This window comes from Corynebacterium sp. HMSC074C01 (assembly GCF_001814605.1).
GTDB lineage: Bacteria > Actinomycetota > Actinomycetes > Mycobacteriales > Mycobacteriaceae > Corynebacterium.
Genome location: NZ_KV817301.1, coordinates 220,575 through 240,825 on the forward strand (window position 1 = coordinate 220,575; position 20,251 = coordinate 240,825).

A 20,251-nucleotide genomic window follows, 5' to 3' on the forward strand; every position below is an offset into this window, starting at 1 on the left:
CATGTCAGGCATTAATGCTGCCACCCGCCCAACGCGGCGCGACCTGTGGCGCCACCCGTGGCGCACGCTGGCCGCTGTCATGCTCATCGCGCTGCCAGTGGCCCTCGTGGTTGGAATGGCCCTCTTTGATAATTCCTCCGGTCGGCTCTCCGCGGCCTTGAGCTCACCCGAGCGAGCCCTGCAGGTCAGCGGCCCGGGCATTAGCAACGAAGACGTACCGCGCTTGGCTGCCGAGGTGCTTCCTTCGGGCCTCAGCGTCAGCCCAGTCACCACTTTTTCTAGCACGTCACTAATCCATAATGGGAAGTCAACCAACTCCTGGGTAGATCAGTTCGACGCAGAGAATCCGCCGGAGCCGGCGCAGGAGGCCGTCGACAAGTTCAATCTTGGCCCCAACCAGGCAGTTCTATCGCGCTCTACAGCACACAAGATCGACGCCTCCGTTGGAGACGTCATCACGGTGCGCACCAACGCCCTCAGCGGTGACCACCAAGCCACAGTCGCGGCCATTGCTCCCGAAAACTATGACTTCGTCACCTCCCCCACCCTCAATGACGCCCTCAGCGACCCGTCCTCTCAGATACACACCTCCTGGGCCATCGTGGGTGATACACCGCTGACCAAGGAGGATGCCGACCGTGCCCGTGAAGCTGGGCTGGAAATCTGGGCACCGGAACTGCGAGATACGGACCGGCCCGATTCTGAGCCTGATTCCATTGGCGGGACCTTGAGCAGCATTCTTTTCGTGCTCTTCTTCGTCGGCCTCTATGCCATCGCCGGATTGCTCATCCTTTTCCTTCTCGCCCCCGTCTTCACGCTGGCCACTGGACGCAATACCCGCCTGTACGCGCTGATGTCGAGCCAGGGTGCATTGCCGCGCCACATCATGTTCGCGGTGATGGCTTATGGCCTGCTAATGGGGCTCATCGGCGCCACTATCGGCGTGGTTGTTGGCCTCACGGCTTCGTGGGTGTGGTGGACAGCCCGCTACCCGGACTTTGCTGCCCACCCGCCCTTCCTAGCTATTGGCCTCGCCTGGCTCGTGGCGGTGGCAGGCTGTGTCATTGTCTCCATCGTTCCTGCGTGGTTGGCGCAACGTGGTGCTTTAGCCACGGCGATCCAGGGCGCCGCACCCGACCGCCTCTTGCGCTTCCGGCGGTGGATGGCCGTCGGCCCCGCATTCCTGCTTCTGCTCGTGTTATTCAGCTTCACTCCCTGGGGAAAGTACATCCCTACGGTGCTGGCTCTCTTCGGAGTCATCGCGGTTGCCGCCTCAGCCCCGGCCTTGGTCTTCTTGTGCTCCCTGCTGTCTCGCCGGGGCCCTCTCTCGCTTCGCCTGGCCGGACGGGGCCTGACCCGGCGCAGCATGCATGCCTTGCCGACGTCCATCGCTCTCGTCTCAGTCACCTTCGTGACCACCCTGTTTGGCGTAGGCATCATGACGGATAGCGCAAAGACCACTGCCGAAGAAAAGCTCGTCATGCCGCCTACTTCTGCACTGATTGAGGAGACGACGTTTGAGCAACCATCGCAGGTGTCCACTCCGGAAGAACGCGCCGCGGTAGAGGCCGTCCTGCAGACCACCTCTGCCCGCACGTATCCCTTCTATGCTTTCCCCTCGTGGACGACGTCCTACAGCCTTCCGGAGGAAGGCACCTTCTATGAGCTCAGTACCGAGTTTGATTACCAGTGTGAACAGGTCGATCTCAGCAAACCAGTTGAGAAGGCAGTCTTTGTGGATAATCAGGGGCGACGCACCGATGAGTCCGAGGAGGCTCGCCAAGAATGCGCCCACGAGCTGATGACGTCATTTCCTTATAACCCGTTGATCTATCAAAGCAGGATGATTCAAACGGATTCTTCCCAGCTTGAGCTGTGGCAGTTCGACTCGGAGGAAGATCGCCGCGCAGCGGCGCAGACATTGGACGCCGGGGGCATCGTGCTTCCCCACAGCAGCCACGTCGGCGATAGCACGCACGGCACGGTGACTCTAAAGTCCTATAGCCGCATTGACAGCCAAGAACCGAGCGGGACACAGGAGTCGGATCTGCCAGTTGTGGAGGCACTACCCACCGCGGCCCGCGACGTGGTCTTGATTAGCCAGCAGGCAGCAGAAAAGCTAAACATGGAGCCCTTCTACGTGGGCCAAGCCCTCGCTTTCGACGAGCCACCGAGCGAGTCAGAGCGTGAGGAGCTGCAAGACCTGACAGCGAGCGCCTCGCAATCGCAATACTCGCTAAACTTCGCAGTCTCTACTCCCGAGAGCTTCCGCTACTACCTAGGCCTCGGAATGGGGATTGTCTGCCTCATCGTGCTGGCGCTCATCATTGCCAACGCCGCTAGCAGCATGCGCCAGGAAAGCACCGTGCTGCAATCCATCGGCGCCCACCCTTCGCTGATGTCCAAGGTAGCGGCGTGGCAGACCTGGATGCTGGCCACTGCAAGCATGCTCTTCGGCGTGATTGCCGGCCATCTCGGCACGTACTTCTTTGCCGATAGCTCCGGATACGCCTACTCGACGCCGCCCTATGGTCTGCGCCTGCAGGACTATTTCACCCCAGATTGGTGGCAATTCCTCGCCGTGCTTATCGTGCCTCTCCTGGCCGCAGCACTAGCGGCTGCTGTGAATCGCAGCGATAAGACGGCTCCGCTTACCGCACGGGATCGCAGTGAATCACGTTCGCTGACTTAATCCCTTCTGACCTAGTACCTGCACTTCACAGTGCTCTCCTCCCCAGCGCTCTCGGCTGAATGATTGGCCGAGGGCGCTGCGCTTTTCACACCCCCATAACCTACCCCCATTCTTTAAACCTCTACTTTACCCCTGTAACAATTTTCACTTCTTTCACATGTGTAACACGCTGGGCTGTTCGATGGGTTTTCGAACAATTCCTGTATTTACCTGCATTTTTAGAGATTGCGCAGGGCGATAGCTCGGGATAGTTTGTATCTCGTTGCCACAAAGCCTCAGCACGCAGACGCAACCACGCCGGCGTGTCGCAGGCTTCAAGGCGCATCGCGGCTGTTATGGCCGCGCCCTATCGCTCACAGGCTTCCTGCCGCCTTCGTCGGCGGAAGCGAGCCACAGCAGGACTTAAGGACGTGAAGTTATGAAGCGCACGCTCAGCGCACTCGCCGCCGTGGCGGTCACCACCGCTACCGTGACGGCCCCAGCGTTCGCCGCCGAACCGGCAGCAAGCGTGGATGTCTCCGACGGGTCCTCCCAGGGCCCAACCGCCGGCGACATCGAAGTCAAGGAAGACTCCAAGGCCGACCTCTTCAAAGCATTTTCCGGGCTAATCGTTTCCACGGCCGGAGCCCTCAACGGGGCCTCCACCCCGGAAATCAACTCCACACAGGACGGATTCGATATCGTCCTCGATCCCTCCAGCATTCCTGGTCTCGCCGAGGCCTTCGCCCCACAGGGCGATCACTCCGGTCTCACCCCTACGCGCGGCCAGGATGCCAACGGTAATACCGTGGTCTTTCCGACCTCCGGTACTTTCACCTCTGGCTTTGGCCCGCGGTGGGGTTCCTTCCACAACGGCATCGATGTAGCGAACCCAGTTGGCACGCCCATCTACGCCGTCATGGATGGAGAGGTCATCTCCTCCGGCGCAGCCCAGGGCTTCGGCAACTGGATCCGCATCCAGCACGACGACGGCACTATCACAGTCTACGGCCACATGCCCAGTGATCAGCTCTTGGTCAACGTCGGTGACCGAGTCACGGCCGGCGACCAGATCTCCGTCATTGGCAACGAGGGCCACTCCACCGGCCCACACCTGCACTTCGAAGTGCACCCGGGCGGCGGCGCGGCCGTTGATCCGGTGGATTGGTTCAGCGAGCGCGGCATCCTCATCTAAAGCTTTAAAGCTTTTCCATCGGCACACCACCGATGAGCATGAGGCGGACCTTGCCCGCTGAGCCGAAGTCCACGGTGACTGTCGCCCGCGCGCCGGTACCGGAGGCTTCGATGACCGTGCCTAGCCCGTATTTTGCGTGGTTGACACGGTCCCCCACAACTAAATTGAGATGGTTATTCTTCGGCATTGATGTCGCCGAAGCTGGTTTGCGCGAGCGCTGCGAAGGGGAAGACGCAGCGCTCCGCGATCCATAGCCGCCGCCACGGGAACGGAAGAACCCGCTATCTGAGCCGAAGGTTCGTCCGTATTGGTAGGAATCATCTCCGCCCCACGCGCCGGACAGCGAGCTGTCTGGTTCTTCACGGCGCCAGTCGATGAGGTCTTCCGGGACCTCGGCGAGGAAGCGGCTGGCCGGGTTCGTCACCGGGTTACCCCAGGACGAGCGGAGAATCGCGCGCGTGAGGTAGAGCTGTTCCCTAGCGCGCGTAATACCCACGTAGGCAAGGCGGCGCTCCTCACTGAGCTCCTTCGGGTCCCCCAGGGAGCGCATGTGCGGGAATTGGCCATCCTCCCAGCCGGTGAGGAAGACAACTGGGAACTCCAGGCCCTTCGCGGTGTGCAGGGTCATCAGCGTGACTACTCCGGACTCATGATCCGGAATCTGGTCCGCATCTGCCACCAGCGAGACCTTTTCAAGGAAGGCTTGAAGCGAGCCCGGCGCAGCTTCACCTTCCGAGAGCTCCGGGGCCTCCTCTGCGTCTGCACCCAAGAAGGCCATCTCATTGGCCGCCTCAGAGCTGAACTCGCGCGCCACCGACACCAACTCGTTGAGGTTGTCGAGGCGTGCCCCATCCTGCGGGTCATTGGAGTTTTCAAGCTCCGCGCGGTAACCGGTGGCGTCAAGAAGCGCGTTGAGCAACTCCCCCAAATCCGGTTGGCTCGTCACCTCATTGACCATGCCCGGAATCTGCGCGCGCACGCCCTCCATCATCTCGTTGAATTTGCTTACGGCATTCACTGCTCGTGTGCCAAGCCCGGCGACCTTGCCCGCTGCCGCATCGCGGAGAGCAGCCCCAAAGCTCACACCAAGGTTCTCCGCGTGCAAGGCGATCTGTGCCTGTGCCTTGTCACCTATAGCGCGCTTAGGCACGTTGATGATGCGGCGCAGGCTCACCGTGTCATCCGGATTATCCATGATGCGCAGGTAGGCCACCATGTCCCGGATCTCGCGTCGCTCGTAAAAGCGCGTGCCTCCAACCACCTTGTAGGGGATTCCCGAGCGCACGAAAATATCCTCCAACGCGCGGGAAGCGTTATTGGTGCGGTACATCACCGCAATATCGGAATAGGCCGTGCCTTTATCCGCCAGGGAATCAATTTCTGAGGCGATATACCGCGCCTCGTCGTGCTCGTTATCCGCCACGTATCCAACGATCTTTTCGCCTTGGCCGTGGGCAGTCCACAGATTCTTCTCGCGGCGACCCTCATTCTTCGCAATCACCGCATTCGCCGCGTTCAGAATGGTCTGCGTCGAACGGTAGTTTTGCTCAAGCAGAATCGTGTGCGCCTGCGGGTAGTCCCGCTCGAACTCCTGAATATTCCTGATGGTGGCGCCGCGGAAGGCATAAATCGACTGATCAGAATCACCCACCACACAAAGCTCCGGAGCATCCGGTGGCAGCTCGCCCCTGCCTACCAAGGCCGAAACAAGCGCGTACTGCGCGTGGTTGGTGTCCTGGTATTCGTCGATAAGCACGTGCTTAAAGCGGCGGCGATAAAACTCCACCACCTGCGGGTGCTGGTTAAAGATGCGCACCACTTCCCCGATGAGGTCATCGAAGTCCACCGCATTTGCCGCGCGCAGGCGGCGCTGATACTCCTCGTACACGCTCGCCACGGTGAGTTCGAAAGGATTCTTCGTCCGCTCCGCCTCCGCCCGGGCCTGATCCGGAGAGATGAGCTCGTTCTTCCGGTTCGAGATCTGGTTAGCCAAAACACGCGCCGAATACTTCTTCAGATCCAGCTGCATGTCTTTGGCAATCATGGTGAGCAGCCGGCGCGCATCATCGCCGTCATAAATGGTGAAGTTCGTGTTCAACCCGGGCACCAGCTGGGCGTTGTTGCGCAAGATGCGCACGCAGATGGAGTGGAAGGTTGACACCCACATCCGCTCAGCCACGGGGCCGACAAGCTGGCCGACGCGCTCCTTCATCTCCGCGGCTGCCTTGTTAGTAAAGGTGATGGCGAGGATCTGCCACGGGGCGACCCCGCGCTCGCGCATAAGGTACGCAATGCGACGGGTCAACACCGCGGTCTTTCCCGAGCCCGCGCCGGCCACGATGAGCAGCGGCGAGCCCGAATGTGCCACGGCCTCTTCTTGTTGTGGATTTAATCCTTCCAACAACGGATCAGAGCCCTGACCGGAAGGGGCATCCGCGTGATGCCCGGGCGTGGGAAATAAGCCACCAGCGGTGGCGTCAGCGGAAGGATCAGAAGAAGAACGAGGCCTAAACGGAGATGTGTTATTCATAATGCTCTCCAACCTACTAGCACCACCGGACATTGCCTCCTACACCACTTCTTATCGGCGAATCCCAACGTCTTAAGCTCATGATTCCCGTTTGTCTTAGCAGGGTGGCACAATCTGAAGGCATGAGCGCTTCACACTCTGGCACCGCAGATTCAGGCTTGAGCCCTGAGCACCAAGACCCCAATGTCGTGGACAATGGGCTCGACATTCGCATGCCTTCGGGCACCGATGATCCGCTGAGTGACGCCGAGATTCAGCGCTACCGCGAAGAAATCAACCGCCTCGACCGCGTTATCCTCGACGCTATTAAGCGCCGCACCGATATTTCCCGCACGATTGGCAAGACACGCATGAGCTCGGGCGGCACCCGTTTGGTGCACACCCGCGAAATCGCCATCCTCAATGAATTCCGTGACGAGCTCGGTGAGGAAGGCCCCGCCATCGCTTCTGCCCTGCTGCGTTTGGGACGCGGAAAGCTCGGCTGAGTGCCAACTCGGCCCAGGGAGCACCTCACGGACTAGTCCCCAACGCACACGCGCCCAGGCATGCAGTGAGCTACTCTCTCTTCATGCGCTTTTTCTCTCGTCTCGCTGCAACTCTCGCCGCAGCTACCTCCGCCTTCGTGTTGACCGCCTGCAGCGGTTCCTCTTCTACTGTGGCCTCCATTTCCACCACGACGCTGAATCTTCCAGCCGTCGGCGATACTGACCCCAGGCAGGATTCCGGAACGGATCAAGGCTCGGAAGAGGTCCTCGATAGTAACTCTCTTTGGGATAACACCACCGAAATCCCTCAAGCTGAACGCCCCGATCCCCGCGTGGATCTGGCCCAGCCGGAAGCAGCTGAGTACTTCATGACAGCTGGTGTTCTCACTCCGGGGGTCGCAATTTACAACGCAGATAGCAGCGGACGATGCTCCGCTGGTCATTTCGTGGGCGACGGCGAGCGCCTCTTTATCCTCACCGCCGGCCACTGCGGGGACAAGGGCGACACCTTTTTCTACAAGGATCGCGCTGGAGACAACGTGAAGATCGGCGAAATGGTGCTAGAGGCCCGTAATACCAATACGGACAGGATTAACTCGGCCGACATCGCGCTTATCGAAGTCTCCAACCCAGCTGCACAAGTGTCGACGTCACCGGCCCTTAATGCTCCTTTGGCGGGATGGATGCCTCTTGAGGAGGTAGCTTTGACGAAGCCCACAATTTGCCGCGCCGGCTCGACGCGAGGAGTCTCCTGTGGCAACTTCATCGACCGCCACGAGGATCAGGGGCTGTTTACTTTCGGCAATGACAGCGCCCCAGGCGACAGTGGCGGACCAGTCTATGCTTCCATCGACGGCGAGCTCTGGGCCGTTGGTGTGCTGTCCTTCGGTAATGACCAAGATCCCTCTGACGTCGAAGTAGGCGCCATGGAAATCGGAAACACGATGAAGCAATTCGACCTGAAGCTCTACGCCTAGCGCCTAGCAGCGCAGCCTTCTGTCTCGGCGCCGAAAGGATTTCTGGACTACGGTAGAAACAGTAAGTTTCATGTCTGCTACCTGCCAGAAAGGCTTTTGCAATGGACATCACCGCTCAACCGCAGTGGGCCGCGCTCACCTCGCTTTTTGAGAGCAAAAAGGACCTCAACCTGCGTGAGCTTTTTGCCAACTCCACTTCCCGCGCCGCAGACTTTTCTTTCGATGCTGCGGGCCTGCACGTGGATCTGTCGAAGAACCTCATCGATGAGGAAGTAGTCAACGCACTGGTGGACCTCGCCCGCGCCGCCGACGTCGAGGGGCGCCGCGACGCTATGTTCGCCGGCGAGCACCTCAACAACACTGAGGACCGCGCCGTGCTGCACACCGCGCTGCGTCTGCCTGTTGAAAAGGACTTGAGCGTGGACGGCCAGGACGTTGCTGCCGACGTCCACGAAACTCTAGGCCGCATGCGCGACTTCGCCACCGCACTGCGCTCCGGTGCGTGGCTGGGGCATACGGGCCACACCATCAAGAAGGTCGTCAACATCGGCATCGGCGGCTCCGACTTGGGCCCCGCGATGGCTGCCAAGGCGCTGCGTTCCTACGAGGTAGCGGGTATCAGCGCGGAGTTCGTTTCTAACGTCGACCCGGCGGATCTCGCCGCGACTCTCGACGGCCTCGACGCCGGCTCCACCCTATTCATCGTGGCCTCCAAGACCTTCACCACCCAGGAAACCCTGGCCAACGCACACGCTGCGCGCCGCTGGCTGATTGAGCAGTTTGATGGTGATGAGTCGGCCGTCGCCAAGCACTTCGTTGCCGTTTCCACCAACGCGGAGAAGGTCGCGGAGTTCGGCATCGACACCCAGAACATGTTTGGTTTCTGGAACTGGGTGGGCGGGCGCTACTCCGTCGATTCCGCCATCGGCCTGTCCCTGATGTGCACCATCGGCCCGCTGGACTTCATGCGTTTCCTCGAGGGCTTCCACGCCATGGATGAGCACTTCCGCACCGCACCTCTGGAGCAGAACGTACCGGTGCTCATGGGTCTGCTCGGTGTGTGGTACTCCAACTTCTTTGGAGCGCAGACCCACGCGGTGCTGCCTTACTCCGAGGACCTCGGCCGCTTCCCGGCCTACCTGCAGCAGCTGACCATGGAGTCCAACGGTAAGTCCGTGCGCCGCGACGGCACCGCTGTCACCACCGGCACCGGTGAGATTTACTGGGGCGAGCCGGGCACCAATGGCCAGCACGCCTTCTTCCAGCTCATGCACCAGGGCACCAAGCTCATCCCGGCGGACTTCATCGGCTTTGCCCGTCCGAAGGAAGACTTCCCCACCGCGGACGGCACCGGTTCGATGCATGACTTGCTCATGGGTAACTTCTTCGCGCAGACCAAGGTGCTGGCTTTTGGTAAGACGGCAGAAGAGATTGCCGCCGAGGGCGTGGACCCAGCCGTGGTCCCGCACAAGGTGATGCCGGGCAACCGCCCGTCCACCACGATCCTGGCGGAGGAGCTCACCCCGCAGACCCTCGGCGCGCTCATCGCACTCTACGAGCACATCGTCTTCACCCAGGGCATCATCTGGGACATCAACTCCTTCGACCAGTGGGGCGTGGAGCTGGGCAAGCAGCAAGCAAATGACCTGGCACCGGCAGTCTCCGGCAAGGAGGAGGCCGCATCCGGCGACGGCTCGACCGATGCTCTGATCGGTTGGTACCGCAACCACCGCTAAGCACTGCTTGGCGACGTCCCCCGGCCGAACGGTCGGGGGTACACGCGTTTTTAACGGGCAATCGAGATGTGGGATCGCCAACGCCGCGGAGGCCCTGTGGGCGTCCGCGTGGTGGTGCGTGTCCTTTGTATTTCGTGGCGGTTTACCCGCCGGGCGGTCCAAGTCCGCGTTGCGCGGCTTGATATGCCACTTGAGCGGTGATTGGTTCTCCCCAGGGCGGGATGTAGTCCACCTCTCCGCGTAGTCGGAATACATAGCCGGCTCCGGTGGGTTTCTCTGGGTCGTCATCATTGACGCCGTTGTGATAGGCACACAGCATTGTCAGATTCGGCGGGTCGGTGGTACCTCCTGCTTTCCATGGGATGAGGTGGTGTACCTGGGCATAATCAGCAGGTTTATTACATCCCTTCCTGGCACAGGTGGGATGCTCGGCGCTGGCCATCATGCGCTGCTCAAACCCGGCCAAACGTTTCATGCGGTGCAGCCACACCGGCCCGATCGTGGGGTGGATGAGGGTTACGTAACCGATCTCGGCAAACTTATAGTTCAGAAACTCCGTGCCGGTCATGCGGCCGCCATTAGTGAGCTCCAGCACGATGTCATCCCCGTCGCCAGAGACAATCTTGTCGAGCTTGTCCAAGGTCACCACCACGCTGGTGAACACAGCTGGTTTGGTTCCGCCGTGGGACTTGTTGAAGAAGACGTGGTTGGCTGCTTCCAGCAGGTTGTCCTGGTTGATGGATTCCAGCACGCCGCGCATCTCGGTCACGGTCATGGGGTCATCGGTAATCGTCAGCGAGTGCGGACCATCAGCGCGATAGGTCATGCGCACACCAGGTGTAGGAACGCGCTTGGTTTTGAGTTCCTTTAAGCGCTTGGCCGCCACGGCTGGGATATTCGGTGCCGGTGTGTTCGCAAGCTTGACCCGTAGGTTCCAAGCATGCAGCTGGTTTTTCAGCTTCTTCGTGTAGGACTCAATGAGGCTCAGCGTGGCCAAATCATGACCTTGCTCTAGGGCTCGACTACGGGCAGTGCGTTGCTTTCCCGTGAACTTGGTGGCGCCGAAGTAAATGTGGTTGAGGCTCGCCAGTTCGGCGGCATCGACAGGAGCGGCGCCGAGTGCACGCAAGTGTTTCTCGCCTCCTACCGCCTGCTCCACCAAAGAAATCCCCGAGCTGCGGTAGGAGAAATAGGTTTCTAAGTCCCCCATGACTCAGAACACTAAAGCACCCTGTGCCACCCCGCAACCGGAGGCAAAGAAATTAGAGCTTGACCATCGGCTCCCAGCCGAATGGGATGTGGTCAGAGTCCACGATCTTGCGGCCGAAGGGGAAGCAGGTCACCGGAATCATCTTCAGGTTGGCCAGAGCCACCGGGATGCCCACGATGGTCACGGCCTGCGCCGCTGCGGTGGTGATGTGCCCAATGGCGAGCCACAGGCCGGCCACCAGGAACCACACGACGTTGGCGAAAGCCGACATGCCGCCAGTTCCCTTAACCGGCTGCACCACGGAGCGCCCGAAAGGCCACAGGGCGAAATTCGCCATGCGCATGGAGGCCACGCCCGCGGGGATGGTCACGATGGGGATGCAGGCCAGAATGCCGAGAAGGAAGTAACCCAGAGCCAGGAAGATGCCGCCGGTGAGCAGCCAGATGATGTTGAGGAGCGTTTTCATGCTTCCCAGCCTAGCTGGATGGCTGGCAGTGCGGGCACCACCAGATGACGCGTTCTAGCTCACCTTCGTCGCCGCCCGCGTCCACGCCACCCAGCGTGGACTTTTCAATCAGCGTGCCGCAGCGTCGGCAGCGTTTGCGGTTGCGCCCGAAGACGTACGTGGTCTCCCCTGCCCGCTTCACACCGGTGGTCACGCGTACCGGGGAGTCGCGATTGGCCCAGATGAGGCGGCGGGAGATGGTGAGGATCTGGGGGACGTCGACAAGCGCTGCAGGTGTTGCTGGATGAACGCCGGCTAGGAAGCAGATCTCGGCGCGGTACTCGTTGCCCAAACCCGCCACGTTGCGCTGGTCCAAGAGCGCGGCGCCGATGCTGCGTTCTGGGCGCAACTCGATGCGGCGTACGGCCTCCTCAAAGCCGCCTTCCAACCATTCTGGCGCGAGGATGTCGGGGCCTAGGTGCGCCATGCGCTGTTCAAACTCGCGGGCTGGAAAGACCTCGACCAGCCCTAGCCAATGCCCTACCAACTCAATATCGCGCGGGGTGTTCTCCATCTGCAGCACCACGCGTGCGCTGTGGCCGGGCTTGCGCCAGCGGTCCCCGGCATAGTGGATGGCCCACGTGCCCTCCATCTTGAGGTGGGTATGCAGGATGAGCTCGCCGCCGAAATCCATGAAGAGGTGCTTGCCATAGGGCCAGACCTCCTCGCACACCAGCCCGTCGAAGCGCACGGTGGCATAGCGCGGCACGCGCAGGGAGGAGGAGATCACGCGCCGGCCTTCCATGAACTGCAGCCGGTTCGACAGCTGCAGTACGGAATCACCCTCGGGCACAGCAGAACCTCCTCACCGAACGGGTGCCTACTCTACCGGCGCGTCCTTTCCCGCACCGAATGCCAGCGCGCCCGGCTCCCACGGGGTGACCACGTGCTGGCGGGATAGGTCTTCGATCTTCTTCACGCCCAGTAGCTGGAGGGTGTTCTTGAATTCCTCCGCGAGCAGCTCAATTACGCGGTCGACGCCTTCCTTGCCGCCGGCCATCAGCCCATAAAGGTAAGCGCGGCCGATGAGGACGAAGTCCGCCCCCAGAGCCAGCGCAATGGCGATGTCGACGCCGGACATGATGCCGGAATCGTAGATGATCTCCACGTCCGGGCCCACTTCCGCGCGCACGGCCTCAAGGGCCTGGAGGGTGTTGACCACGCGGTCGAGCTGGCGCCCGCCGTGGGAGGACACCACGATGCCGTCGGCACCAAGGTCAATGACCTTGCGCGCGTCCTCGGGATTGACGATTCCCTTGACGAAGAGCTTGCCCGTCCACTGCTTGCGAATCCACGCCAGGTCCTCGAAGTTGAGGCCCGGGTCGAACATGGTGTTGACAAGCTCGCCCAGGGTGCCGGTGGTCGAGGTCAACGACGCGAAGGTAACTGGGTCCGTGGTGAGGAAGTTGAACCACCACTCGGGGCGCCACGCGGCATCGAAGACCGTGCCGGCGGTCAGGCGCGGCGGGATGCGCATTCCGTTGCGGGTATCGCGCAGGCGCTGGCCCGCCACGGGCGTGTCCACGGTAACCACGAGGGTGTCGTATCCATTGGCGGCAGCGCGCTCGATGAGTTCCTGGCAGGCGGAGTGGTCCTTCCACAGGTAAAGCTGGAACCAGCGGCGACCGCTATTGCCTTGCGACGCCGCGACCTCCTCCACCGAGCGCGTACCCATCGTGGAGAGCGTAAACGGGATGCCTGCGTCGCGGGCGGCTTGGGAACCGGCATCCTCGCCTTCGGCATGCATGAAGCGGGTAAAGCCGGTCGGCGCGATGCCGAAGGGCAATGCTGCCGGCTCGCCGGCGATCTCGGTGTTTAAAGAGATGTCGTGTGCGCCGTTGAGCACGTTGGGCATGAGGCGAACGTCGCGAAAGAAATCGCGGGATTCGCGGTAGCTGACCTCATCGCGGGCGGCGCCATCGACGTAGTCAAAGGCCGCCTTCGGGGTGCGGCGCTTGGCAATCTTGCGCAGATCCCACACATCAGCGGCCTCTGCCAGGCGTGCTGCCCGGCGGTCGAGGTTGGGTGCTTCGAACCGCATGAGGTTCTTGAGCTCGGACACGTTGGGCAGTTGGCGCTTCAGCCGCATGGAAACTAGACTCCTTTTCTATTGGGCTATCAGCTTTTGAGGTTAGACCTCTGGAATGCCCGTGGGCGAAATGCAGGTGAATATCATTCAGCGGCGTCGACGGCGCGGGCGGAAACCACCTGGGCTGCCCGGTGCAGTCGATCGGCCACCAGACTCAGTGGAATCCTCCGGATCATCGAAGGTGAGCTCCTCCATCGCCTCGACAGCACGGCGCCCACCGCGACGTGCGGGACGGTAAGGCTCGGCGGAGCGCGCGGCTTCTCCAGATTGGCCGTGCTGTCCTGCACGGCCGGAAGAGGCGGTGTGGGCAGAGCCAGTAATCCGCACGCCCTTCGGGGTCAGTGCCGCCCCTAGTGTGCGCAGCTCGCCGCCCAGCTTTGATTCGAAGATGGGCCGCCCGTTCGCCTTCTCAATGACCAGCTTGCCCAAGCGCCCAGCGGCCACCAGCTCGTTGAGGCCTGCTAGCACTGCGGCTAGTACCTCGGTGCGCTCGATGCCCTCGGGCAAAGCGTTGAAGAACGTAGTCAGTGTCTTTCCGCCGCGAGTCAGGTGAGCCACCGGCAGGCCATCCATGAGCACCACTAAAGCACCCGCGGCGCGGGTGGGACGGGCCGCTGATTCGCCAGCATCAGTGGGTGGCCAGGACAGCGCCGCGCCATAGGGGTTCGCAGGGTCGGTCGCGGCTAGAACATAAGTCTGCGGCTCGCGGGTACCGGACGGCCAGCCCGTGACATCGGGGGAATCATCCACCCCGCGCAGGCGGTCAATGACCGCAGGCGTGGAGAACTGCGCAGCCCCCAAGCCCTCAATGACGTAGCCGCGCATGGCCTTGCCGGATTCCTCAAAACCGGAGAGCACCTTATAAGCCAGGGCGAAGCCGCCCAGGACGTCCTCGGCCACCACGGATCCGCGGGTGAGCACGCCGTAGCGGTCCAGCCAGGCCTCGCCGTGCGCGATGGAACGCGACGTGGCATCCCTGGCCGCGGGAACGGACAACGACCACCGCCCCACCACGTCTGGTGCGACCTGCGCACCAGACACATTGTGTGCTTGCGCAAAGGAGGTGCGCCCCATGCGCAGGCGCGAGCGCGATGGCCGACGCCGCGCGCGATGCGCCGTACGCCCCGCGTTCCCCGTCACTAAGTGCGCGCGGATAGGAGCGAAGGAATCGGGGCTGACTAGGCCAGCCTCCACCAGTCCCCAGAGGGCCTCGCGAACCTCCTCGGGCGTACCGCTCAGCTGCGGTTGAATATCGGAGATAAGATAGCTGCCGCCGCCCTGTAAGGCCTCGAGCAGCTGGGTTTGCAGCATGGACAAGCCCACCTCCTCTGCAGAAACCTGCGGAGCGAGCTGTGCGGCATAATCCACCGGCAACAGCATGATCCACGGGTCGTTGGAGCCGGCCTTGCCTGCGCCCACGATGAGGACCTCGCCGCTGGCGGTGAGCTCATCGAGCATCGTCGGCGAATAGTCGCCTACGCGCTGAGGCAGGATGAGGCTCTCCCAGGCAGAAGCCGGCAGGCGCACACCGGCCAGCTGCTCGATGACGGCAAAGACGCCGTCCACACCGCGCAGCACTGGGCGCCGGCCCACCGCGGCCACCTGCTGCCAGTCCGGCAGGAAGCGCCCGAAGGCTGCGGGTGAGACCGGCTGCGTGGCCGCCCGGGCAGCCGCCAGCGAGCGCGAGCGGATGACCTTGAGCACTTCTGCCGCGCAGTATTCCTGCTCTTCCACGCCCTGCCGGTAGTGCCCCGCCAAGATGGAATCCAGACCGTTCAGCGTCGAATGCGCCACTGCGGCAGAGAGGCCAAAGGCGTCCTGCACTTCGCGCGCCACAAACGGACCGCGCGTGCGCGCCCAGCGGCTGACCAGCTGGTCCACGGCGTCGGTAATCGTGGCCTGCTGGGCGGGGATGCCGGGCGGAACGGGGATGCCCAAACCGTCGCGAAGCAGCGGCGCATCCAATGATTGCGCCACGTGTTCGCGGCCATTGATGCGTACCCGCATAATCCGCGCACCGAGCGCATCGAGTGCGCTCAATGGCACCGTGGCATGCGCGCCGAACTCCTCAACCGGGATGGGGCCGAGCACACGCAGCAAGTCCGCGACCTCCTCGGTGGTGCGCTCCTGTCGTTCCGGAGTGGTGCGCTGCAGCTGGGCGTGGACTTCGGCGATAATCTCGCCGTCGAGAAGCTCGCGCAACTCCACCGTGCCCAAAAGCTTCGCCAACAGCGCCGGGTCCAGTGCCAGGGCCGCCGCGCGCTTTTCCGCCAGGGGCGAGTCCCCCTCGTACATGAACGCGCCGGTGTAGTTGAACAGCAGCGAGGACGCGAAAGGTGAGGGCTGCTCCGTGGTGACCTCCGCGATGCGCACGCGGCGGTGCGCCAGCTCCCGCATGACCTCCGTCAACGCCGGCAGGTCGTAGACATCCTGCACGCACTCGCGCACGGTCTCCAGGATGATGGGGAAAGAGGGGTAATTGCGGGCGACGTCGAGAAGCTGCTCCGCGCGCTGGCGCTGCTGCCACAACGGCGCGCGCTTGCCGGGGTTACGCCGCGGCAGAAGCAGCGCTCGCGCCGCGCACTCCCTAAACCGGGAGGCAAAAAGCGCGGAGTTGCCTACCTGCTCGGTGACGATGTCCGCGATCTCATCGGCGTCGAAAAGAAAGAGCGCCGCATCCGGATCCGCCTCCCCCTGCGGCAGGCGCAGCACGATGCCGTCATCGCCCGCCACGGCCTGGGCATCCATCCCGGTGCGCTCCGCCACGCGATGCCCCACCGCCAAGGCCCATGCCGCATTCACCGGCCGGCCAAACGGGGTATGCAACAGCACGCGCCAATCCCCCAGCTCATCCGTGAAACGCTCCAGCAGCAGCGTCTTCTCATCCGGGATGAGCCCGGTGGCCTCGTTCTGTTCCTGCAGATAGGCGGCGATGTTGCGCCGCGCGTTCTCATCCGCGCCGCGCACCACCGACGGGTCCGTGTGAGCCTCCCGCCGGAATGCGCCCAGCGCCTTGCCCAGCTCATAGGGCCGCCCCGCGGAGTCACCGTTCCAGAAAGGCAAACGCCCCGTGTGCCCCGGCGCGGGTGTCACCAGCACCTGGTCACGCGTAATCTCCTCCACGCGCCAGCTCGTCGCGCCCAGAGTGAAGATATCCCCCACCCGGGTTTCATAGACCATTTCCTCATCGAGCTCACCCACGCGGCGCGGCGCGGAACCGGCCTCACCAGTTCCCACCAGGAACACCCCAAACATGCCGCGGTCCGGAATGGTGCCGCCGTTGGTCACCGCCACGCGCTGTGCGCCGGGGCGCGGAGTCAGCACGCCCGTCACGCGGTCATAGACCACCCGCGGTTTCAGCTCCGCAAAATCCGTCGAGGGGTACACACCACTGACCAGGTCCAGCACGGAATCGAAGACCTCGCGCGCCAGGTCCTTATAAGGCCAGGCGCGGCGCACGGTGTCATACCATGCGTCGGCCTCGAGGCCCTCGCTCGTGCCCGCGCTTGCCGACGCCACCACCGCCGCCACCGTCTGCTGTGCCAAGACATCCAACGGGTTGCGCGGGGCGTGCATCTCCTCAATGAGGCCCTCCTCCATGCGGGCGACGGTGAGTGCTGATTGCACGAGGTCCGCGCGGTGTTTGGGATAGAAAGAACCATGGGACACCGCACCTACCGAGTGCCCGGCGCGACCCACGCGCTGCAGGCCGGAGGCCACCGAGGGTGGGGATTCCACCTGCACCACCAGCTCCACCGCGCCCATGTCAATGCCCAGCTCCAGGGAGCTCGTGGCCACCACGGCTTTGAGCGTGCCTTCCTTGAGCATGGTCTCCGTCAGCGCGCGCTCGTCCTTGGACACTGAACCGTGGTGCGCGCGGGCGATGACGGCAGGTGCCTTACCGGCGACGTCGACCTGCTTCATCAGCTGAGCTGGGTCGCGCCGGGTGGCCGGGCTCAAGGACTCTGGGTCGTGTTCCTGGGCATAAAGCTCGTTGAGCCGGCTGGTGAGCCGCTCGGCGGTGCGACGGGAATTGACAAAGACGAGGGTGGAGCGCTGCTCCATAATTTCGGCGTAGAGCTCTTCTTCGATGAAGGGCCAGATGGATTTCGCTGTGGGCAGAGCGGAGTCTCCTGGCCCGCTCTCTTCCCCACGTTGCGCGTGTAGGCGCAACGTGTCTTGAGGGCCTGCGGTGATGCCAAGGGGGTCGTCGACAGTAGCTTCCCCGATGGGCGAGCCCTGCTCCGGGGTGGGCAGGTCCGACATGTCCTCGACCGGCACGTGGACGTCGAGCTGCCAGCGCTTCTTGGCGGGCGGGGCGATGATATCCACGGGACGGTCACCGCCCAAGAAGTTGGCAACAGCACTCAGCGGACGCACCGTAGCCGACAGCCCAATGCGCTGGAACTCACCCGCGATAAGCCCGAGGCGCTCCAAAGTCAGAGCCAAGTGCACGCCGCGTTTGGTGCCGGCGAGCGCGTGGATCTCATCGATGATGACGGTGTCCACGGTCTTCAGGATTCCGGCAGCCTTCGAGGTGAGCATAAGATAGGCCGATTCCGGCGTGGTGATGAGGATGTCCGGTGGCTTGCGCACCTGGCGGGCACGCTCTGCCTGCGGGGTATCGCCGGAGCGGACTCCCACAGTGATATCCGGCACCTCCAGGCCCAGCCGCTCGGCGGTGCGGGCAATGCCGTTGAGCGGGGCGCGCAAATTGTTCTCAACGTCCACTCCCAAAGCCTTGAGTGGTGAGATATACAGCACTCTCACGCCGTCATGAGCGCCCTCACGGGAGGGTTCATTACTTAGCGGCAGCGCGGTCTGGCCTTCGCGCTCCACCAAAGAATTCAGCGCCCACAGAAATGCCGCGAGCGTCTTACCGGAGCCGGTTGGCGCTACAACCAGTGCATTCGCACCACCGGAAATCGCCTCCCATGCCTGCTCTTGGACGGAGGTGGGGGCGGCGAAAACGTCCTGGAACCACCCGGCCACCTGTGGGCGGAACTTCGCCAGAACGTTTTTAGACATGCCCTACTGTATCGCGCGCGCTAATCTGGTCACTATGACCGTTGAGATTTCTGATTCCCGTCTAACCAACTCCCTCGCCGATGGCTGCGGCGAAATCCTCAAAGGCGTGCGCAACGGTGGCCTGCTGCGCGGCTTGGCGCTGGGTGATGCCGGCGATGAGGCCGCTCAGGAGTGGATCTCCCGCGTCCTTGAGCAGCACCGCCCCAAGGACGGCGTCCTGTCGGAGGAGGCTGCCGATGACTTGAGCCGTTTGAAGAAGGACCGCGTGTGGATCATTGACCCGCTCGACGGCACGAAGGAGTTCGCCACCGGCCGCCAGGACTGGGCCGTCCACATCGCGCTGGTAGAAAACGGCACCCCGATCCATGCGGCAGTCGGCATGCCGGACATGGGCGTGACCTTTAAGTCCTCTGACGTGCGCGCGGTGACCGGCCCGCTGTCAAAGAAGTTCGTGGTTTCCCGCAACCGCCCGCCGAAGGTAGCGGATTATGTCGCGGAGAAGATGGGCTTTGAGACCGTCGGCGTAGGCTCCGCGGGTGCGAAGGCCATCCACGTGCTGCTCGGTGACTATGACGGATACATCCACGCCGGCGGCCAGTACGAGTGGGACCAGGCCGCCCCGGTGGGCGTGGCCTTGGCCGCGGGCCTGCACTGTTCACGACTGGATGGCTCTCCCATCAAGTTCAATAACGAGGACACCTTCATCCCGGATCTTCTGATCTGCCGCCCGGAGTTGGCAGAGGAGATTCTGGAGCACGCCGCCGCCTACGCGGAGGCCAACGGCGGGTACTAGGTTTCTTGTGTGGTGTTCCCCTCCTACGCAGCGCCGCTAAGTCAAAGTCCCAACTCGTCTGCAAGACGAGCAACCATTCGAGCATGAAACTCGTGGTAGTCATTTAGTGTGTCTTTGCCGAGGTAACCGAAAACCTCGGCATTAATCACGCCAATTATCTGTATCCACGCCTCAAGCGCCTTTTCCATGACGTCAGCGGGAAGTTCCACATCAAGCTCATCAGATGCCGCCGCAAGGTCTTGCGAGAGCTGAGAGGAACGCGGTTCTAACTCTTTAACCGAGGTCTCAGTTAACAAAACGGCTAGTCGCCGACTAACTTTTGTACCCGCACCCGTTGTTTCTGAGGCGGGCGCTTCGTATCCAATGATGGGCGTGCCGTAAATAAGCGCCCACCTTTGAGGAAATTTCAAAGCCCACATCCTCATAGCGGCCACAAGGCTCACGAATTTAGCTCGCGTCCCAGTGGCCGCACCCACTCCTTGGGCAACGGCGCCATCGAGCGCTTCAAACGCATCGATAATCAGCATCGTTAATAGGTGGGCCCTGTCGGGCACATAGCGGTAGATACCCGAAGAAACTATCCCCAAATCACGAGCAATTGCACGCAGATTCAAGGCTTCTGGGCCACCTGCATCAAGCTGCTTTCGTCCGAGCTCAACAATGCGCGACATCGTCTCTTCGCGAGCACGCGCTCTTGGTGTCATCGACATATGAAAACTATATCAACACAAAAGAGAGCACTGCTCTTGACGGTAGCCGAGTGCACCTATAGCCTTAGAGAGCACCAGTCACTAATAAGAGTGGAGGACACTCAATGCACTTTCTCATCACCGGCGCGGGCCCCGTTGGCCGTGCACTATCACGTGAACTCGCAAAAAGAGGGCACACATGCACAATCATGACGCGGCGACAGCCCCAATTCGCCACCAGTGAAAACGTTGATTTCAAGAAGGGCGACGCAACATACAGTGACGCCTACCCAGACCAGATCGACGGCATGGACCTGACCCCTGTTTGGTAGACACCTGATAT

General features: G+C 62.2%; 14 protein-coding genes. 7 read left to right on the forward strand and 7 right to left on the reverse strand.

Going from position 1 to position 20,251, the window contains the following annotated elements; translation table 11 throughout:
- The first annotated feature begins 1 nt into the window (after nt 1).
- Together HMPREF2978_RS12530 and HMPREF2978_RS12535 are read left to right on the forward strand one after the other, a co-directional pair.
- A complete protein-coding gene (locus tag HMPREF2978_RS12530) occupies nt 2-2,692 on the forward strand; it encodes an FtsX-like permease family protein (protein WP_070745802.1) in 2,691 nt (896 codons plus the stop codon).
- A gap of 418 nt (nt 2,693-3,110) precedes the next feature.
- Nucleotides 3,111-3,866: a M23 family metallopeptidase gene (locus HMPREF2978_RS12535; protein ID WP_070447274.1), complete on the forward strand. Its 756-nt coding sequence runs from the start codon at nt 3,111-3,113 to the stop codon at nt 3,864-3,866.
- 4 nt (nt 3,867-3,870) lie between these two features.
- Here the strand turns inward: HMPREF2978_RS12535 and pcrA are convergent, their stop codons facing one another.
- Nucleotides 3,871-6,396, reverse strand: a complete 2,526-nt coding sequence (pcrA, locus tag HMPREF2978_RS12540; protein WP_070745804.1) for a DNA helicase PcrA — start codon at nt 6,394-6,396, stop codon at nt 3,871-3,873.
- Nucleotides 6,397-6,518: 122 nt separating this feature from the next.
- On the opposite strand from pcrA, the gene HMPREF2978_RS12545 reads away from it, so the two are divergent.
- The 3 genes from HMPREF2978_RS12545 (at nt 6,519) to pgi (ending at nt 9,594) form a co-directional block, all read left to right on the forward strand.
- Nucleotides 6,519-6,881, forward strand: coding sequence for a chorismate mutase (locus HMPREF2978_RS12545; RefSeq protein ID WP_070745806.1), 363 nt, complete (start codon nt 6,519-6,521; stop codon nt 6,879-6,881).
- An 83-nt stretch (nt 6,882-6,964) separates the two neighbouring features.
- The gene (locus tag HMPREF2978_RS12550) at nt 6,965-7,858 is read left to right on the forward strand and encodes a trypsin-like serine protease (protein WP_070745828.1); all 894 of its coding nucleotides are present in this window, start codon (nt 6,965-6,967) and stop codon (nt 7,856-7,858) included.
- Between the two features lie 101 nt (nt 7,859-7,959).
- Nucleotides 7,960-9,594 carry a glucose-6-phosphate isomerase gene (gene pgi / locus HMPREF2978_RS12555; protein ID WP_070745809.1) on the forward strand — a complete coding sequence of 545 codons (1,635 nt, stop codon included), beginning with the start codon at nt 7,960-7,962 and terminating at the stop codon, nt 9,592-9,594.
- A 142-nt stretch (nt 9,595-9,736) separates the two neighbouring features.
- On the opposite strand, the gene HMPREF2978_RS12560 is transcribed toward pgi, so the two are convergent.
- The 5 genes from HMPREF2978_RS12560 to HMPREF2978_RS12580 form a co-directional block, all read right to left on the reverse strand.
- Nucleotides 9,737-10,804: an HNH endonuclease signature motif containing protein gene (locus HMPREF2978_RS12560; RefSeq protein ID WP_070745811.1), complete on the reverse strand. Its 1,068-nt coding sequence runs from the start codon at nt 10,802-10,804 to the stop codon at nt 9,737-9,739.
- Between the two features lie 52 nt (nt 10,805-10,856).
- On the reverse strand, nt 10,857-11,270 hold the full coding sequence (locus tag HMPREF2978_RS12565) for a YccF domain-containing protein (RefSeq protein ID WP_070745813.1): 414 nt from the start codon (nt 11,268-11,270) through the stop codon (nt 10,857-10,859).
- Between the two features lie 10 nt (nt 11,271-11,280).
- On the reverse strand, nt 11,281-12,102 hold the full coding sequence (locus HMPREF2978_RS12570) for a DNA-formamidopyrimidine glycosylase family protein (RefSeq protein WP_070745815.1): 822 nt from the start codon (nt 12,100-12,102) through the stop codon (nt 11,281-11,283).
- Nucleotides 12,103-12,129: 27 nt separating this feature from the next.
- Nucleotides 12,130-13,398 carry an alpha-hydroxy acid oxidase gene (locus HMPREF2978_RS12575; protein WP_070745817.1) on the reverse strand — a complete coding sequence of 423 codons (1,269 nt, stop codon included), beginning with the start codon at nt 13,396-13,398 and terminating at the stop codon, nt 12,130-12,132.
- An 87-nt stretch (nt 13,399-13,485) separates the two neighbouring features.
- Nucleotides 13,486-18,426 carry an Lhr family ATP-dependent helicase gene (locus tag HMPREF2978_RS12580; RefSeq protein WP_070745819.1) on the reverse strand — a complete coding sequence of 1,647 codons (4,941 nt, stop codon included), beginning with the start codon at nt 18,424-18,426 and terminating at the stop codon, nt 13,486-13,488.
- Between the two features lie 34 nt (nt 18,427-18,460).
- On the opposite strand from HMPREF2978_RS12580, the gene HMPREF2978_RS12585 reads away from it, so the two are divergent.
- Nucleotides 18,461-19,219, forward strand: coding sequence for a 3'(2'),5'-bisphosphate nucleotidase CysQ (locus HMPREF2978_RS12585; RefSeq protein WP_198525898.1), 759 nt, complete (start codon nt 18,461-18,463; stop codon nt 19,217-19,219).
- Nucleotides 19,220-19,260: 41 nt separating this feature from the next.
- Here HMPREF2978_RS12585 and HMPREF2978_RS12590 read toward each other — a convergent pair whose 3' ends face one another.
- Nucleotides 19,261-19,929 carry a TetR/AcrR family transcriptional regulator gene (locus HMPREF2978_RS12590; RefSeq protein WP_049155183.1) on the reverse strand — a complete coding sequence of 223 codons (669 nt, stop codon included), beginning with the start codon at nt 19,927-19,929 and terminating at the stop codon, nt 19,261-19,263.
- 104 nt (nt 19,930-20,033) lie between these two features.
- On the opposite strand from HMPREF2978_RS12590, the gene HMPREF2978_RS13560 reads away from it, so the two are divergent.
- Entirely contained in the window at nt 20,034-20,240 is a 207-nt protein-coding gene (locus HMPREF2978_RS13560; protein ID WP_143342292.1) for an NAD-dependent epimerase/dehydratase family protein, read from the forward strand.
- Nucleotides 20,241-20,251: the final 11 nt, after the last annotated feature.